Origin of the sequence: Luteolibacter sp. Y139 (assembly GCF_038066715.1) — a bacterium.
GTDB lineage: Bacteria > Verrucomicrobiota > Verrucomicrobiia > Verrucomicrobiales > Akkermansiaceae > Haloferula > Haloferula soli.
Genome location: NZ_JBBUKT010000013.1, coordinates 152,993 through 169,474, shown reverse-complemented (window position 1 = coordinate 169,474; position 16,482 = coordinate 152,993). Strand labels below are relative to the sequence as shown.

Annotated in this window: 17 protein-coding genes; 4 read left to right on the top strand and 13 right to left on the bottom strand. The window is 62.3% G+C overall.

Annotated features, from left to right (window positions below; all coding sequences use genetic code 11):
• Window positions 1-6: 6 nt before the first annotated feature.
• Window positions 7-864: a carbon-nitrogen hydrolase gene (locus WKV53_RS24975; RefSeq protein WP_341407558.1), complete on the bottom strand. Its 858-nt coding sequence runs from the start codon at window positions 862-864 to the stop codon at window positions 7-9.
• A 107-nt stretch (window positions 865-971) separates the two neighbouring features.
• Between WKV53_RS24975 and WKV53_RS24970 the strand changes: the two genes are divergently transcribed.
• On the top strand, window positions 972-1,586 hold the full coding sequence (locus WKV53_RS24970) for a protein-L-isoaspartate(D-aspartate) O-methyltransferase (protein WP_341407557.1): 615 nt from the start codon (window positions 972-974) through the stop codon (window positions 1,584-1,586).
• A 145-nt stretch (window positions 1,587-1,731) separates the two neighbouring features.
• Here WKV53_RS24970 and WKV53_RS24965 read toward each other — a convergent pair whose 3' ends face one another.
• Genes WKV53_RS24965 through WKV53_RS24955 form a run of 3 tightly spaced genes read right to left on the bottom strand, consistent with a single transcriptional unit; the run spans window position 1,732 to window position 4,252 of the window.
• Entirely contained in the window at window positions 1,732-2,670 is a 939-nt protein-coding gene (locus WKV53_RS24965; RefSeq protein ID WP_341407556.1) for a DUF2167 domain-containing protein, read from the bottom strand.
• A 37-nt stretch (window positions 2,671-2,707) separates the two neighbouring features.
• The gene (locus tag WKV53_RS24960; protein ID WP_341407555.1) at window positions 2,708-3,292 is read right to left on the bottom strand and encodes a hypothetical protein; all 585 of its coding nucleotides are present in this window, start codon (window positions 3,290-3,292) and stop codon (window positions 2,708-2,710) included.
• Window positions 3,293-3,331: 39 nt separating this feature from the next.
• Window positions 3,332-4,252, bottom strand: a complete 921-nt coding sequence (locus WKV53_RS24955; RefSeq protein WP_341407554.1) for a sigma-70 RNA polymerase sigma factor region 4 domain-containing protein — start codon at window positions 4,250-4,252, stop codon at window positions 3,332-3,334.
• Between the two features lie 112 nt (window positions 4,253-4,364).
• On the opposite strand from WKV53_RS24955, the gene WKV53_RS24950 reads away from it, so the two are divergent.
• Window positions 4,365-5,492 (top strand): hypothetical protein, encoded by a 1,128-nt coding sequence (locus WKV53_RS24950; protein ID WP_341407553.1) that lies wholly within the window; start codon window positions 4,365-4,367, stop codon window positions 5,490-5,492.
• A gap of 146 nt (window positions 5,493-5,638) precedes the next feature.
• Here the strand turns inward: WKV53_RS24950 and WKV53_RS24945 are convergent, their stop codons facing one another.
• Window positions 5,639-7,045, bottom strand: a complete 1,407-nt coding sequence (locus WKV53_RS24945) for an MBL fold metallo-hydrolase RNA specificity domain-containing protein (RefSeq protein WP_341407552.1) — start codon at window positions 7,043-7,045, stop codon at window positions 5,639-5,641.
• Window positions 7,046-7,364: 319 nt separating this feature from the next.
• The gene (locus tag WKV53_RS24940) at window positions 7,365-9,347 is read right to left on the bottom strand and encodes an ABC-F family ATP-binding cassette domain-containing protein (RefSeq protein ID WP_341407551.1); all 1,983 of its coding nucleotides are present in this window, start codon (window positions 9,345-9,347) and stop codon (window positions 7,365-7,367) included.
• Between the two features lie 122 nt (window positions 9,348-9,469).
• Between WKV53_RS24940 and WKV53_RS24935 the strand changes: the two genes are divergently transcribed.
• Window positions 9,470-10,702, top strand: a complete 1,233-nt coding sequence (locus tag WKV53_RS24935; RefSeq protein ID WP_341407550.1) for a hypothetical protein — start codon at window positions 9,470-9,472, stop codon at window positions 10,700-10,702.
• A gap of 19 nt (window positions 10,703-10,721) precedes the next feature.
• Here the strand turns inward: WKV53_RS24935 and WKV53_RS24930 are convergent, their stop codons facing one another.
• From WKV53_RS24930 to WKV53_RS24910, 5 genes are all read right to left on the bottom strand, one after another.
• Complete coding sequence (locus WKV53_RS24930; protein WP_341407549.1) at window positions 10,722-11,567, bottom strand: hypothetical protein; 846 nt, start codon at window positions 11,565-11,567, stop codon at window positions 10,722-10,724.
• Window positions 11,568-11,781: 214 nt separating this feature from the next.
• Window positions 11,782-12,798 (bottom strand): hypothetical protein, encoded by a 1,017-nt coding sequence (locus WKV53_RS24925; protein ID WP_341407548.1) that lies wholly within the window; start codon window positions 12,796-12,798, stop codon window positions 11,782-11,784.
• Window positions 12,795-13,316: a hypothetical protein gene (locus WKV53_RS24920; protein WP_341407547.1), complete on the bottom strand. Its 522-nt coding sequence runs from the start codon at window positions 13,314-13,316 to the stop codon at window positions 12,795-12,797. The genes WKV53_RS24925 and WKV53_RS24920 overlap by 4 nt, the downstream gene beginning before the upstream one ends.
• A 34-nt stretch (window positions 13,317-13,350) precedes the next feature.
• Window positions 13,351-14,061 (bottom strand): hypothetical protein, encoded by a 711-nt coding sequence (locus tag WKV53_RS24915; protein WP_341407546.1) that lies wholly within the window; start codon window positions 14,059-14,061, stop codon window positions 13,351-13,353.
• Window positions 14,062-14,334: 273 nt separating this feature from the next.
• Window positions 14,335-14,838, bottom strand: a complete 504-nt coding sequence (locus WKV53_RS24910) for a peptidylprolyl isomerase (protein ID WP_341407545.1) — start codon at window positions 14,836-14,838, stop codon at window positions 14,335-14,337.
• Window positions 14,839-14,945: 107 nt separating this feature from the next.
• On the opposite strand from WKV53_RS24910, the gene WKV53_RS24905 reads away from it, so the two are divergent.
• Entirely contained in the window at window positions 14,946-15,320 is a 375-nt protein-coding gene (locus WKV53_RS24905) for a hypothetical protein (RefSeq protein ID WP_341407544.1), read from the top strand.
• A 6-nt stretch (window positions 15,321-15,326) separates the two neighbouring features.
• Here the strand turns inward: WKV53_RS24905 and WKV53_RS24900 are convergent, their stop codons facing one another.
• Both WKV53_RS24900 and gluQRS read right to left on the bottom strand, forming a co-directional pair.
• Complete coding sequence (locus WKV53_RS24900; RefSeq protein WP_341407543.1) at window positions 15,327-15,560, bottom strand: hypothetical protein; 234 nt, start codon at window positions 15,558-15,560, stop codon at window positions 15,327-15,329.
• 10 nt (window positions 15,561-15,570) lie between these two features.
• Window positions 15,571-16,407 carry a tRNA glutamyl-Q(34) synthetase GluQRS gene (gluQRS, locus tag WKV53_RS24895; RefSeq protein WP_341407542.1) on the bottom strand — a complete coding sequence of 279 codons (837 nt, stop codon included), beginning with the start codon at window positions 16,405-16,407 and terminating at the stop codon, window positions 15,571-15,573.
• Between the last annotated feature and the right edge of the window lie 75 nt (window positions 16,408-16,482).

The window sequence follows — 16,482 nt, the reverse complement described above, 5'->3', positions numbered from 1 at the left end:
GACACGTTAAGAGCGCCAGCGCTTGGTGAGGTCGGAGTAGGCGTCGATGCGGCGGTCGCGGAAGAAGGGCCAGATGCGGCGGAAGTCTTCGACGGCGGTGAAGTCGAGGTCGTGGTAAAGGATTTCCTCCTGGGCGGTGGAGGCTTTGGCAACGAGTTCGCCGTAGGGATTGGCGACGAAGGAGCGGCCCCAGAATTCGGTGTCGGCTTCGGTGCCGGTGCGGTTGACGGCGGCGAGGTAGCAGCCATTGGCGACGGCGTGGCCGCGCTGGACGGTTTCCCAGGCGCAGTGCTGGGCCTCGCCGAGGGTGGGCTTTTCCGCGGGGAGCCAGCCGATGGCGGTGGGGTAGACGAGGAGCTGGGCACCGCCGAGGGCCATGAGGCGGGCGGCTTCGGGATACCACTGGTCCCAGCAGATGAGGACGCCGATCTTGCCGAACCTGGTGTCCCAGACGGGCCAGCCGGTGTCGCCGGGGGTGAAGTAGAATTTTTCCTCGAAGGCGGGGTCCTGGGGGATGTGGCTCTTGCGGTAGAGGCCCATCAGGGAGCCATCGGCATCGTGGATGGAGGCGGTATTGTGGTAGAGGCCGGGGCCGCGGTGCTCGAAGAGGGAGGAGATGAGGACGACGCCGCAGTCGCGGGCGATTTCGCCGAGGCGATCGGTGACGGGGCCGGGGAGTGGATCGGCGAGGTCGAAGAGGGCGGGGTCCTCGACGATGCAGAAGTAGGGGGTGAGGAAGAGCTCCTGGGTGACGACGATGTTCGCACCTTCCCGGGCGGCCTTGCGGATGAGGGCTTCGTGGTGATCGAAGGCTTCGGCTTTGGTGGAGAAGCCGCGGGACTGGAGCAGCGCGATGCGAGGCATGGCGGAAGGGAAAAGCAGGGGACGGCGGGGGGCAAGCGAGGAAGCGGTGGCGGCGTTTTCCCTGAGGGTGTAAGTTGAGATGAGTCGGACTCACGAAAGGGGACACCATGGTAGCCGAGCAAATCGAACGGCGCGGGGTGAAGGATCCGCGGGTGCTGGAGGTGATGCGGATGGTGCCGCGTCACGAATTCGTGCCGGAGGAGGAGAGGCACGAGGCCTATGACGATCGTCCGCTGCCGATCGGGCACGGGCAGACGATTTCGCAGCCGTACATCGTGGCGCTGATGACGGAGGCGCTGGGGCTGAAGGGGACGGAGAAGGTGCTCGAGGTGGGCACGGGGTCCGGCTACCAGGCGGCGGTGCTTTCCGGGCTGGCGAAGGAAGTGTTCACGATCGAGATCGTGGAGCCGCTCGGAGAACGGGCGGCGGAGGTGCTGAAGAGGCTGGGTTACACGAATGTCACCGCGCGGATGGGCGATGGGTATCGGGGATGGCGGGAAGAGGCGCCCTTCGATGCGATCATCGTGACGTGCGCGCCGGATGCGGTGCCGGAGCCGCTGGTGCATCAGCTCGCGGAGGGCGGGCGGATGATCATTCCGGTGGGGCCGGAGGGGAAGGCGCAGCAGCTGGTGCTGCTGAAGAGGCGGCATGGGAAGCTGCACCAGCAGGAGATCCTGCCGGTGCGATTCGTGCCGATGACGGGGGAGGTGAGGGAGCGGTGAGGCTCAGGCGGTGGGGTTCCGCTGTCGCTACGCGACAGGGATTGAGTGCGCTTTTCTTCCGTGGACTGAAAGTCCACGGCTACCGTCCGTGACCGCTACGCGGTCGATAGAGAGCGGCGGGCCAGCTGCCCGCGCTTCCAGCGAATCAGGCTTCGCCCTTGCGGCCGAAGAGCTTCTTGAAGAAAGCGCCGATGCCGACGACTGCGAAGATGATGAGCTTCTTGCCGGCCACCAGGATGGTTCCGAGCTTCGCGAGGAGGCCGGCTTTGGCGGCGATCTTCGCGGCGACGGCACCGCCGAGGACGAGTCCGGCGAGGGTGTAGTCGGATTTTTTGTCGGTCTTGGGATTGAAGTCGGCGTAAGTGTGGCCGTCGTTGAACTTGACCATCGAAACGATGGCCGGGGTGGCGGCTTCGATGTCGTTGACGCGGTTCATACCGGCGATGCCATTGAGCGAAAGAACGCCGCGGCGGCCGAGGACGCGCACATCGTAGTTCAGCGAGTCTTCGTCAGAGTCCGAAGTCTTAAAGCGCTTGGCCCAGTAGAGCACCTTGCTGTTTTTGTCGTAGCGCGGGGTCACGGCCCATCCGACGAGCTCCATGGAGCCATAGCCCGCGGCTACGCGAGCCTCGCTGGACTTCTTGCTGCCCTCCTTCAGTTGGGAAAGCAGGTCATCGTAGTTGATTTTGTCGGCATCCTCGTCGGAGACATAACCGTCTTCCTTAAAGGTAAGCACAATCGCCCACGAGTCATCCGAAGCGACTTCTTCACCCGCTGGAACGACCAGGCCGAGGATCCTGGTCGCGGAATCGGGAGGATTTCCCCACAGGTCCACGACGACCTTTTTCGCATCCGCGGGATTGAGGTAGCGGTAACCTTTCGGCAGGTCCAGATGTGCGGCACCGCCCGGAAGCTCGGCAGAGCCTTCCTGGTAGTGGAGGTCTTTAGTCAACTTCTGGACGTGTGCCTGATAGGCAGCCTCCTCTTGCTCGGGAGACGGATTATCCGCCTCCACCTTGGGAGTTTCCTGTGCGAAGATGAAGCTGGTGGAGAAGAGAAGTGGGACAAGGGCGGCAAATCGCATGCGGCACCCTGTTGTCTATTCACATGTCTTCACAAGCTCATTTGCCGCTGAGGCGGGAAATCGCGTCGGCCACCACGTCGGGTGTTTGCTTGGCTTCTATGGGGAGCCGTGACGAGTGGATTGTCTGGCCGCTGGAGTTCACCGAATTGACGGTTCCGGTGCGGAAGTCGATCACCACCTTTGGCCCGGGAAGGGAGGCGGCGTCGGCGGCGAAGGCGAAGGCTTCGAAGTTACCGGAAGATTTGATCGCGGCGGTGACGTCGGCATTCTCGCCGATGAAGGCGATGCGGACGGTGTCGCTGACGGAGGCCATCGTTTCACCGCGGAAGATTTCCGGCGTTGAGGGATCGGGAGCCGAAAGCATGGGAATCGCGACCCCGATGACGACGGCTGCTGCGGCGGCCAAGCCGAAGCTCGGCGAAGACAGCCAGTTGCGGAAGCGTTCGGTCAGTGGAATTCTGACCGGGGCGGACTCGGCCATCCGCGGGGCGAAGCGGGCGGCAAGATCGGCGGCGAGGCCGGAGGGCATGGCCGGGGCCAAGTCCTGCGGATGCAGCACCAGGCTGCGAGTGAGAAGGTCGCGGGCCGGAAGGAGGCGTTCTGGAAGAAGGTTGGGGTCCATGGCGTCTGGGGTTTCAATCGCAGGTTGATGGCCCGATTTTCAAAATATTAAATTTTCCCTGATTTTTTCCAGGGCTTCCTCCACGAGCTCGCCGATCACGCGGCGGCGGGTGGAGGCGGAGGCACCGGCCTTGATGCCAAGCTTGGCGCAGAAGGCGTCATTGGTGACGAGGTCCTGGACCGTGGAGGTCTGGGCGACGTAGAGGTGGTAGACGAGCTGCCACTCCAGCGAGCTGAGGGCCTCACGGCACTCGGCGTAGATTTTATCGAAGCTGAGCGTGGAGTCCGAGGCATCCTCGAACTGCATCGGGCGGTCGGTGTCGCCGGTGAGGGCGTCGAAGCTCTCGCCGGCATTCGGCTGGTTTTTGAGGGCGCTCTTGCGGCGGAACCAGTCGATGGCGCGGTATTGGACGATGCGGGAGTGAAGGGGAATGATCTCCTCGAAGACCGTGGGATCGAGGATAGGGGCGCGGCGGCTTTCCTCGCGCTCGCGGATGAGTTCCACGAGAGTATCGCTGAAGACGTCCTCGGCATCGGCTCCCTGAATGCCCTTGCGGCTGAGGGTGGCGAGGGCAAGCGGGCGGAGGATTTCCGGCAGGCGATTCCACTCGGGATCGCTGAAGCCGCGATCGGGGTGAGCGCGCTGGAGCCGATCCAGATCGAGATTCTGGGTGTAGCGGCGATCCTCCGGATCGTGGTGAAGCTGGGGATCCGCTTGTTTCCGGCGGATTCCGGCGACGATATCGCGGGTGGCCTCGGCGGTTTCCTGAATGACCCGGGCGGTGAATTCGGCCTCGGGCGGGAGTTCCTCGTAGTCGAGGCAGATATTGCGGAGGACCTGCTCGGCGATCTTGGAGGCCTGATCCTCTGGGACGAGGACGCCTTCCACCGGCCGGCGGGCGCGGTGCCAGCAGGCTTCCCAGCACTTTTCCAAGTGCCGTTGGGGGTGAACGGGGGACATCGGGGTGAAGCTGACAGTAGGAAAATCTAAAAAAGAAGGCTTTGCAAGCGTCTAAGTAGGGTTTAATTTCAAAATCATACGAGCGGTCGTCAGTCCCACCGAACGCATCGACATGAAACTCTCCCTATTCCCCCTTGCCGGGCTTGTACCGGCCCTCCTCATCGTATCTGCCCACGGCCAAGCGGTCGGGGTACCTGTTTTGTCCACGCCCGGTTCGGCGACGTGGCTAAGCGAGATCACGTCCACCGGCACCCGTCTGGTCTTCACGATCACCGGTGATACGGTGCTCGACTGGGGTCAGTTCAACCTCGGCTCGGGGAATGAACTGATCTTCGACTTCATCGGCGGCACCAGCGTGACGAACATGCTCAATGGCACGTCGACGAACAAGATTGCCGGCACCGTGACTTCCAACGGCGACGTCGGGTTCTTTTCTCCGAATGCAGATCTCAAGGTGACCGGCACGGTGACGGCGAACAACGTGACGCTGGCGACGATGAATGTGGACCCGCAGGCTTTCAACAGCGGTGGCACCTTCACGATGACCGCGGGCTCGGGCTCGACGCTGACCGTGAGCGGAACCGTCTCGGCGACGAATGGCAGCGTGGTGCTGGCCGGGCCGACTGTAAGGATTCCGGCTAGCGGACTGATCCAGGCGGCCGATGCGGTTCGCATCGGTGGTGGACGTGCGGTGACCGTGGAGACGAGCGGGTCTGGGCGCCATCTCAAGGTGGCCAGTGGCGAGGGCTTCGTGCTGCACATGGGAACGAGCAGTGCTCCCCGGATCGAGATTGCCGCTGGCAACGAGATCAATGTGGGTGGGCTGCTCAATACCGGCTCGTCTAACAACCGGATCTTTCTCGAAGTAGGAAAGGGCGGCCAGATCCTCCGTGAGGGAAGCGGCCTGATGGTGGGACGCACCAAGATCGACGGGAAGTATCTCAAGGATGGCTATGCCATCGATCCCGATACCGACGACATGCGTTCCGCAGTGAATACCTCGACGGTGAAGATGCCGGCGCTCAAGCGTCCGGACGGTTCGTCGGTGAGCACGGCACGCACGCTGGTGAACGATGCGCCGATGTCTGCAAGCGCGGACAGCGGGCGTGATCGCAAGCGCGCCAATGCGCAGGTGGCGAGCAACGACAACAAGGCGAAGCCGATTCTCAAGGCGACCTCGCTCTTCGGGATGCGCGGTGTGACCGTGGCCAGCAGCGAGAAGAAGAAGGAGAAGCGCTGAGGAGTCTTGGCGGATGATTCGCCGCGAGACCCGGGTGGGAGCGGCTTCGATTGAATGTTTGGAGTTGGCGTTAGGAAGCGGGCCGCCATAAGCCGGACCGCTCGGAGAGCGTTCCCTGCCGTAGTGGAGAGCGTTTCCTGCCTGTGTTAGATCTCCACGGTTTCGCCGAGGACGGCGACGTCGACCGCACCATCGTGCTGCGTGGTGAGTGCTTCGCGCAGTGAATTGGCGCGCTCGGGTTCGCCGTGGACGAGCCAGACGCGTTTCTTGGGGCCGGTCATGCGGTGGAACCAATCGAGCAGCTCCGAGTGATCGGCGTGGCCGGAGAAGGAGTCGATGGTTTCGATGGCGGCGCGGACCTTTACCGGCTTGCCGAAGATGTTCACTTGCGGACGGCCATCGCGGATGGCGCGGCCGAGGGTATTGTCGGCGCAGTAGCCGACGAAGAGGACGGTATTCCGCGGGTCATCGAGGCCGTTCTTGAGATGGTGGCGGATGCGGCCCGCCTCGCACATGCCGGAGGCGGAGATGATGATGCAGGGAGCGGTATTGGCGTCGTTGAGCTTCTTCGAGTCGTTCACCGAGCGGAGCAGGTGCAGGCCTTCGAAGATGAAGGGGTCGCGCTGTTCGAAGAGGAAGCGATAGACGGTTTCGTTGAAGCACTCGGGATGGATGCGGAAGATCTCGGTGGCATTCACGGCGAGCGGGCTGTCCACATAGACGGGGACTTGCCTGACTTTTCCGGAGTGGAAGAGCTGGTTGAGGATGTAGAGGAGCTGCTGGGTGCGTTCGACGGCGAAGGCCGGGATCATGACCTTGCCGCCTCTTTTCAAGGCGGCTTCGAGGATCTTGCCGAACTCATCGGTTGCCCCGGTGGGGAGTTCGTGTTCGCGGCCGCCGTAGGTGCTTTCCATCAGGACGAAGTCGACATCGCGAACGACGACCGGGTCACGGAGGATTTCATTGCCGCCGCGGCCGATGTCGCCGGAGAAGAGGAAGCGCTTCTTCTTTCCGCCGTCTTCCTTGTCGATGATCTCTAACAAGACTTGGGCGGCGCCGAGAATGTGGCCGGCGTCGTAGAAGGTTACGGTGACGCCTTCAGCGACGGGCATCGGGCGTTCGTAGCCGAGGGTTACGAACTGGCGCAGGCAGCGCTCGGCGTCCTCCTGCATGTAGAGCGGCTTCACGGGTGGCAGACCGTCCTTGGCGCGGTCCTTGTTCAGCCACTCGGTGTCCTGCTCTTGGATGTGGGCGCTGTCCGCGAGCATGACTTGGCAGAGGTCGCGGGTGGCGAAGGTGGTGTAGATGTTTCCGCTGAAGCCCTGCTTGCAGAGATTGGGGAGATTGCCGCTGTGGTCGATGTGGGCGTGGGAGAGGATGACGACGTCGATCTCCTTTGGATCGAAGTGGGGGAACTTGCAGTTCACGTCGTAGCTTTCCTCGCGATGGCCTTGGTAGAGGCCGCAATCGAGGAGGATGCGGGTGCCGTTGACTTCCAGCAGATGCTGCGAACCGGTGGTGGTGCCGGCGGCACCGCAGAACTTCAATTTCATGGGCTTGTTAGCAAACAAGCACGGGGAGCGGGGGAGGGAAACGGGAAATTGGTGCCAGAATGTAGCGGACGGCGAGAATGGGTTCCATCCTCTCCCAATGTGCCGGGCCTTCAGCCCTTCGGAGTCTCTGCAATTCAAAACCCAGCCCAATGGGCTGGGCTGAGGGATTGCGCCCCGTTGGGGCTGAAGAGAGGCTAGTCGTTGGGGGCGTCCTATTCGTTGGGGGCGTCCCTATGCATGTCGCTCGAGGTCGTTCGCCCGCCGATAGCTTCCTTGACTGGTGAACCGCACGCGGCGCGTGCGGACCACGTCGGCTTTGTCACACTAGCTTTGCTTTCACTGACTCGATCTCTTCGGTCAGGGCTTCCCAGCGGGAGATGGAGGCTTCGAGCTTCGTGGTGACTTGCTCGATGGTGTTGCTGACGAGGCGGAACTTGGCGGGGGAGGCGACGACTTCCGGCTTGGAGAGGTCCGCGGTGGCGTTGGCCTGTGCGGTTTCGAGGTCGGAGATGCGCTTTTCCAAGACGACGAGTTCTTCTTCGAGCGGCTTGAGCACCTGGTTGCGGAGCTGGCGTTGCTCGGCTTCGATGCGCTTCTGGTCCTTGCGGGAAAGCGTGGCGGGAGCCTGGCCGGCGGCGGGCTGTTTCGTTTCCGTCGTAGCGGCGCGAGTGGAGAGGCTCGGGCCGGACTTTTCGTCGGCGGTCTTCTCCAAGTAGTAGGTGATGTTGCCTTGGAAGAGGCGCGGGTCCTCGCCGGGGCGGAACTCGAGGGTCTTGTGAACCACGGGGTCCATGAAGGCGCGATTGTGGGAGACGATCATCACGGTGCCGGCATAGTCGGCGAGCGCGCGCTGGAGCACCTCCTGCGATTGCATGTCGAGGTGGTTCGTCGGTTCGTCGAGGATGAGGAAGTTGGCCGGAGCCACGAGCATGCGGGTAAGTGCGACGCGCGAGCGTTCACCACCGGAGAGCACGCCGACTTTCTTGAAGACATCGTCCCCGCGGAAGAGGAAGCAGCCTAACAGATTCCGGCAATATGGAGCGGACTCACGCGATGCGGCTTCCTCGACGGTTTCGAGGACCGTTTTGTTGGGATCGAGTTCGTCGGCGTGGTTTTGCGAGAAGAACGAAGTCGCCACGCGCATGCCGAAGGCGTGCTCGCCGCTGTCCGGTTGTTCCTGGCCGGTGATGATGCGGCAGAAGGTGGACTTGCCCGCGCCGTTTGGTCCGACGATGGCGATGCGTTCGCCGCGGTTCACTTCGAAGTCGAAGTTCTTGAAGACCTGCAGCGAGCCATAGGCCTTCGAAACCTTCTCAAGCTTCGCGGTGAGATTGCCGCTGTTTGGTGGCGGCGGGAACTTGAAGTTCATCACCGCGTCCTCGGCTTCCGGTGCGGGGATGCGCTCGATTTTTTCCAGCATCTTGATGCGGGACTGGACCAGTGTCGCCTTATTGGCGGAGGCGCGGAAGCGATCAATGAAGCGCTGGACCTCGGCGATTTCCCGCTGCTGTGCGGTGTATCGCTTGAGCTGGATCTCCTTACGAAGTACCGACTCGGTCTGATAGTAGGAGTAGTTGCCGGCATACTCCTCGCAACGGCCGTGGTGGAAGGCCAGCGTGCGGGTGCACAGCCCATCGAGCAGCGCCAAATCGTGGGAAATCAGGATGATCGCGCCAGGGTAGGCGTAGAGATACTGCTCGACCCAGCGCTGGGTGCCGATGTCGAGGTGGTTCGTCGGTTCGTCCAGCAGCAGGACTTCGGGCTCCTGGAGGAAGAGCTTGGCCATGGCGATACGCATCTGCCAGCCGCCGGAGAAGTGGCCGCAGTCGCGCTCGAAGTCGGACTTCGAGAAGCCCAGGCCTTGGAGAACGGACTCCACCTTGGGTTTCATGCGGGCGGGATCGACGGAATCCAGTCGCAGCTCCAACTCGCCGATTTCCTCGAGGAGTTCGCCGTAGGGAGACGAACGCGGGTCGAGCTTTTCCAACTCCGCGGAAAGGCGATCGATCTTCTCCTGCATGGCGATCGCCTCACCGAAGGCGCTCATGGTCTCATCCCAGAGCGAGATGCCCTTCACGTGGATGCCTTCCTGCGGGAGGTAGCCGACGCGGGTGCCGCGGGGGACGACGACCTTGCCGCCGGAGACTTCCACGATGCCGGCGATGGCTTTCATGAGCGTGGATTTGCCGGCGCCGTTGTGGCCGGCGAAGGCGATGCGCTCCCGTGGCAGGATCGAGAAGGTAAGATCCGAGAATAGGACGCGGGCGCCATATTCGACGCGGAGATTGTGGACGGAAAGCATGCGGCGGCGCGGAGACTTGCGGGACAGGGCGGCGGGGTCAAGGGAAGGGGTGTGAAGCTGTTCGACCGACCCGGGGCGAGATTTGGGATAGAAAACGGAATAAAAGTTCGTTAATTGGGGGCGTGCGACGATTTCTCCTGCTTCTGGCGCTGGTGCAAAGCGCACCAGCGGACGCGGACTATTGGGATTTGCCGCCGATCCGGTATTCGGACGCGAAGTCGGAGAATTCGCTGGCGAAGCTGGCGGCGGACTTGGAATCCGGGGCACGGCAGATGGAGGGGAGCTCGCCGCTGGAGCGGCTGAAATTCGTGCTGCGGGAGCTGAAGGTGCCGGAGGAGTCGCAGATTCTGGTTTTCTCGAAGACCAGCCATCAGATTGCGCTGATTCATCCGAAGAACCCGCGCGCGTTGTTTTTTTCGGAGAACGCCTATGTGGGCTACGTGCCGGGCGGAATCATCGAGGCGGTGGTGCAAGATCCGGATTTGGGCTCGGTGTTTTACACAATCGATGCGAATCCGACGGGCGGACTAAAGATCGAGCGGGATCTTTCCAACTGCATGTCCTGCCATGGAACCACGCGGACGGAAGGGGTGCCGGGGCTGCAGGTGAGGTCGGTGTTTCCGAATGTGGACGGGCACCCGCTGCTGGCGATGGGGACGAGCCATGTGAATCATGACACGCCACTCCAGGAGCGGTGGGGTGGCTACTACGTGACGGGGCGCAGTTCGCTGCCACATCTGGGAAACCGCACGTATGAGGAAGACGGGGATGCGACGCCGAAGACGAGTGATTTGGCGGATGTGTCAGGCCTGATCGACACCTCGAAGTATCCGCGGGCGACCAGCGACATCGTGGCGCTGATGGTGCTGGAGCACCAATGCCGGATGAACAACCTGATGACGGCGGCGGCGATGCAGTATCGCCGCGCTTACTTTCTCAGCCGGGCGCTGGATTCGCAGAATGATCCGGATGCGGGCAGTGCGGGCCGAGTCGCGGATGGATCGGCGGAGAAGATTGCGGAGTGCCTGTTCTTCAAGGACGAAGTCGATCCCGGTGAAGGGATCGAAGGAGGCGAGGCCTTCCAGAAGATGTTCGTGGGGCACTTTCCGCGGACGAAGGCCGGCGAATCGCTGGCGGACTTCCAGCTCTACGGGCGGATCTTCAAGAACCGGTGCTCCTACATGGTCTATTCGCAGGCCTTCCACGACCTGCCGCCGCGGGTGAAGTCGGCGGTGATCGCGCGGATGAAGGCGGTGCTGGCTGGCGACGATCCGGCGTTCGACTGGCTGAAGGAGTCGGAGCGCAAGCGGATCGCCGCCATTCTAACAGAAACCCTGCCGGAGTGGCAGGGCTGAAAGCCCTTCGAGTGGCTGTTTATTCGAAGGTCACCAGGATCACGACATCCTGAAGATCGAAACCAGCACTCGCGGTACTGGTTTGGCCGATCTCCATGAGGATGATCAGGTCGCGGTCACCGATTTTCACGGCTTTGGTGACGGTGTCGACGTAAGGCTTGAGGTAGCTTCCGATGGAGCTTCCGTCCAATGCCGGGACTGACGATGGAATGGGGTCGCCGTTTTTCAGGACGACCAGATTGGCGGTGCCGACCGCCGTGCTGTAGAGGGGCAGCCATGCGCCATCCCGCCAGCCACGTGCCGCGAAGTTGATGGAGCTTCCATTCAGCACGGTGGTATCGAGGACGGGCTTGGATGAATTCACCTGGTTCTGGGTGCCATAGTAGAGGCGGGTCCAGGTGGCACCATTGAGGCTCCACAGCACTTCGACCGGGAGGTAACTGTTTTTGAGGCCCTTCAGTTCGTCATCGATGCCGTTCGAAAGATCGATGGCTCCATTCGGGCCGCCGGAGCCTTGGCCGGGATTGGATGAGTCGACGCCGTCGGCATTATTGCCGTGGCCGTTGTTAGACTTGGCCTGCTGGAGGCAGGCACCGATCACGCGGACTTTCATCTTGAGGTCCTTCTTCGGCTTGATCACGTACGGCGGGACGACGTCAGCCAAGCCGATGATGGGGGCCGGGTAGTCAATGCCCCAAGAGAGCTGGGATTTCATGCCGATGCGTATCCAATTGCTGTCGACCGTGAGGGTGCCGTGAGGTGCCGCGGGATCGAGGATGGCAGTGTCTGTCGCAGAAGCGATGCAGGACACGGCAAGGGTGCTGGCGACCGCGCACCTACCAACGAGAAGCTGGGAGGACTTCATGTGGGGGGACTGGTTATGGGTTGGGAAACCGTGGTCAAAAAAAGACCACGCTGCCGGATGGCAGAACTGAGCCGTCTCGGCACCGGCCGGACAGTGGGAAGGACACCTTGGGGGGAGTAGGGGCTCCTTCGGCACCGCCGGCCGGCCCGATTACAGCGGGGGGATCGGGTGAAGAGGGTGAACAGACCTCTTTGAAATCAGATGATGGGATAACTTAGTACTCGGCCATGTGGGCGTTGATCTGGATGGTGCGATCAACGGAGAAGGTGACGTAGCTGAGGCGTTCGAGTCCGAACGGGGTTTGGCTCAGCATTTCGATGGTGTAGTCGCCATCGGTAGTGGCGAGGGAGTTGTAGTCGGTCACCGTGACGATGTTACCCTTGCTGTATTCGTAAGTGTTATTCCAGGTGGAGCCGGGAAGGATGGTGCCGGTGGTGCCCAGTTTCTGGGTGCCCTTGTAGATCTGGAGCCAGACGCTGGAGCCAGGATAGACATCGGTGTAGGTGGCCGTGAGGGATGGGAGGCTGAAGCGGATCTTTTGGCCGGAAGTGATTCCCTGGACGCCTCCGGAGGTGACCGGCCAGACCTGAACGAAGCCGCTGGCGATCTGGGTCTGGGTGAAGGTGCCGTCGCCCAACGCCTGGACCACGAAGTATTCTTCGCCCTTGAGCTTCGACGGGTCAGTGGACTTGAGACTGGTGACGGGGAAGGTCAGGGTGGAGACACCGTTGCTGGTGAGGTAGGCGCTCGAGAAAGGAGTGCCCGTGATGACGGAGGCAGGAGGAAGCGGGCTCTTTTGCTCAGTAACCGTGTAGGCCTTGGTGTATTGCTCCAAAAGTACCTTGGTAGAGGCCACGGGGAGATTCGTGCCGGCGAGCAGCCCGGAGACCTGATAGGTCACGGTGAACGGCTGGTCGGCGCGGGTGCGCGGGTATTTATCGAAAGGGTCCAGCGTCTTTACCGTGACGGTGGCTGCGGGCAGATAGGCTCCGACCAGCTTTTGATCGAGCATGTATTCCTTCGCGGTGGCCGTTTCGATGGTCCAGAGCTGGAACAGTGCGCCCTTGCTTTCCAGTGTTCCGGTGGAGGATGCCTGCCCCTGGGGAACGACTGGCATGTTCCATACCACGCCCGTCTCCTGCTGGGTCTGACGGATGAAGTTCGTGTATCCTTCGCCCACGGCGAATGCCTGGGAGCAGAGAAGAAGACTGGAAAGAAGGAGCGTTTTCATCGGGTGGATGCTACGGGATCAGAATTGGCGGGCGGCTGCGTGCGGACGGAAATCGGGCCGCCGAGGTGGACGGCGACGACGACCTTCTTCAACTTCTGCCAGGCCTCGAGGCGGCTGGGAGGAAGCGGTGTCTTGCCCGAGGCGTTGTCGATGTTGACTTCCTCGGTGAAGAGCCAGTTGCGGTTGACGGTGAGAAACTCGACCCAAGGGAGGAGGGTTCCGACGGGCTTGGCACCCACCCGCGTGGTGAAGGCGGGCGGGATGTGAAGCACGGCACCCTTCGGAACGAGGGTCCAATGCTGGCCGTCGTTGAGGATATCGGACTGCTTGATGATCGACTGCTCCTCCGGATGAACCACGGTTCCTGTTTCCGTCGATGCTGCCGGCTGCGGGATGGCAGCGAGCGGGGAGGGGGCCTTCTGGCGCGCGGCGATTTCCTCGGGCGTGATGCTTTCGGTCATCGTGGGAGCGGCCAAGGCGGCATTGGCAAGGGCGAGGAGGAGCAGGGTGGTTTTCATCCGGGGGGAGATGAGGTTGAGTTGGAGCAGGGGGTTATTCGAAGGTGACGAGGACGACGAGGTCCTGAAGGTCGAAGCCGGAGTTGGAGGTGTTGGTCTGACCGAGCTCCATGAGCAGGATCAGGTCGCGGTCGCCGATCTTCACCTTCTTGGTCACGGTATCCATGTAGGGCTTGAGGAAGCTTTCGATGGAGCTGCCGTTGAGCGCTGGCACGGTGGAGGGGACCGTGTCGTTGTTCTTCAGCATGACCAGGTTCTTGGTGGCTTGAGCGGTGTTGTAGAGCGGGAGCCAGGCACCGTCACGGTAGCCGCGGCCGCCGAAGTTGATGGTGTCGCCGGCCTTCACGGTGGTTTGCAGCACGGGGACGCTGGGTAGCACGTTGGTCTGGAGACCGTAGTAGATGCGTGTCCAGGTGGAGCTGTTCTTGCTCCACTGAACCTCGACCGGGAGGAACGAGAGGATGGATTCCTGGAAGGAGGCACCCAGGACGCGGACCTTCATCTTGAGGTCCTTTTTCGGCTTGATGATGTTCGGCGTGACGATGTCCACGACGCTCGTGATCGGCGCGGGGTAATCGATTTGCCAGGTGAGCTGGGACTTCATGCCGACACGGACGAGGTCGCGGTCGACAGTGAGAGTGCCTCGAGGGACGTCGAGATCGGCGGCGGCGGAGATGCCGGAAAGGCAGAAGCATGCAAGCATGCCAGCCATCAGGCACCTGCCGAGGGGCAGGGGGAACTTCATGTGGGGGGTGGGGGGTGTGACAGCGTCAGCACGGGGGGGTGCTGACGGGGCCAATGAAGCGCCCGTTTAGTCCGGAAATCAAGAGGTCCGGCTCCATCCTACGCGAAGACGTAAGGCTTCCGAGATTGTCCGAATTTCCCCCTGCAAAATCTGCAAACGTTGATTTATCAAGGTTTGCGGGCCTAACAGAAAGCCCCCGCGACCGGGCGCTAGGGCACCGGAAGCGGGGGCTGTGGATAGTTAGGAAAAGCTAACTAAGTTTTCAAACGGGTCTTACTTCTTGTCCAAAATGGAGTTCCAGTGCTCGACGTTGTCCTTCTGATTTTCGAACAGGGAGGCGGTGTCGTCGTGGATGGTGATGGACTTAATCTTGTCGCCCTGGCGGATGGCGTTCACCACGTCCTGGCCCTTGGTGACCTCGCCGAAGACGGCGTGCTTGCCATCGAGGTGCGGGGTGGGGAGGTGGGTGATGAAGAACTGGCTGCCGTTGGTGTTCGGGCCGGCATTGGCCATGGAGAAGAGGCCGGGCTTGTCATGCTTGAGCGAGCGGTCGATTTCGTCCGCGAACTTGTAGCCCGGGCCGCCGCGTCCGGTGCCGGTGGGGTCGCCGCCCTGGATCATGAAATTGGCGATCACCCGGTGGAAGGCCACGCCGTCGTAGTAGCCGCGCTTGGCGAGATTGAGGTAGTTGGCGGAGGTGATGGGCACCTTCGAGGCGAAGATGGTGCCGTCGATGTCGCCCTTGTCAGTGTGCAGCGTGATGCGGATGTCAGACATGGCCGCTAGCTTTCAAGAGCGGGCGACTTGAGACCAGAAGGAAATGTGGCTTGCGGGGCGGGGGAAGAAGAAGGGAGGGTCAGGGCATGCGGCATTGGCGCAGGCTTTTGATTGCGATCCTCCTGCTCGCGCTGATGTGGAAGGGGTGGAGATGGTATGGCTATTGGAGGGATGCCATCCGGCTGACGTTTCCCGATGGGTCGCCTGCGGAGTTTGCGCAGATTTCGATCTGGGTGGGTGGAGAGAGCCAGCCGATCAATCATCGGGGAGGCTGGCTGGCTGTCGGGAAATCCGTCTGGCCGCCGACCGCTGACAAGGGCGGCGTGTATCGCTTGAATCGCGTCCGGGCGGACGATCCGGCGGGCCTCTATATTGTGGCCAACGCCTGGAAGGATGGCCGCGAGCATGCGGCGTGGGTCAGGCTGGAGTCAGCGAAAGAGGCTTCGTGGCCGGTGCGGCTCACCTTGAACCCGATCCGCTGAGGTGTCTCAGCAGTCGTGGTGGAAGTACAGCGTGACGCAGAGGGCGACGCCCACCGACCAGGTCAACCATGCCCACGGCGTGAAATACGGGTAGATCATGAGCGCAAGGCCGATCACGACCGGCTTCCAACGCTCGAGGGATTTCCCGTAGCGCCATGCTCCAATGCCGATGGTACCGAAGACGAAACCGGCGAGGATATTGTAGCCTGAGAAGTAGCCCATCTGGGAGATATTTAGCATTTCCTGCCCTTCAGGGCAAGCGGGCCAGTAGGTCTGGCGGGGTCAATTTCGCCTCGCGGAGGCTGCGGATGGAAAGGGAGTCGTGGCGCTTGGCGAGGCGGACGCCGTTTTCGTCCACGACGAGGGCGTGGTGGAGGTAGACGGGCTCGGGAAATCCGAGCAGCGTCTGGAGGATGCGGTGGACGTGGGTGGACGGCAGCAGGTCCTCCCCGCGGGTGACGTGGGTGACTTGCTGGAAGGAATCGTCCACGACGACGGCGAGGTGGTAGGAGGTGCCGATGTCCTTGCGGGCGAGGACGACGTCGCCGAGGAGGGTGGGATCGACGGGGATGTGGCCGTGGCGGAGGTCGGTGAAGGAGAGGGGGCCGGTGATTTCGGCGGCTTTTCCGGCATCGAGCCGCCATGCGGGCTGCTGGCCGTCGGCGAGGCGGGTGTTCCGCTCGTCCTCGGAAAGCCGGCGGCAGGTGCCGGGGTAGAGTGCGCCCTCGGGGCCGTGCGGGGCGCTGATCATGCGGGCGACTTCATCCTCGATCTCCCGGCGGGTGCAGAAGCAGGGGTAGGCGACGCCGATGTGGCGGAGATCTTCGAGGGCGGCGGCGTAGGCGGTGGTGCGGTCGGATTGACGTAGCGCGGGACCGTCCCAATCGAGGCCCAGCCAGTGCAGGTCGGTTTCGATCGCATCGTAATACTCGGGCCTGACGCGGGTGTGGTCGATGTCTTCGAAGCGGAGCAGGAAGCGACCTTCGTCTTGTTTTGCCAGATCGCGGGCGACCTTTGCGGCGTAGGCGTGGCCGAGATGCGGCCAGCCGGTGGGGCTCGGGGCGAAACGGGTGACGGTCTGGGGCATCGGGTCGCGGTGGTGAGGGCAGGCTAGGGAGGAGGGGTGAAGGAGTCACCGAAGATCCTTCGCACTTTTTCCGAT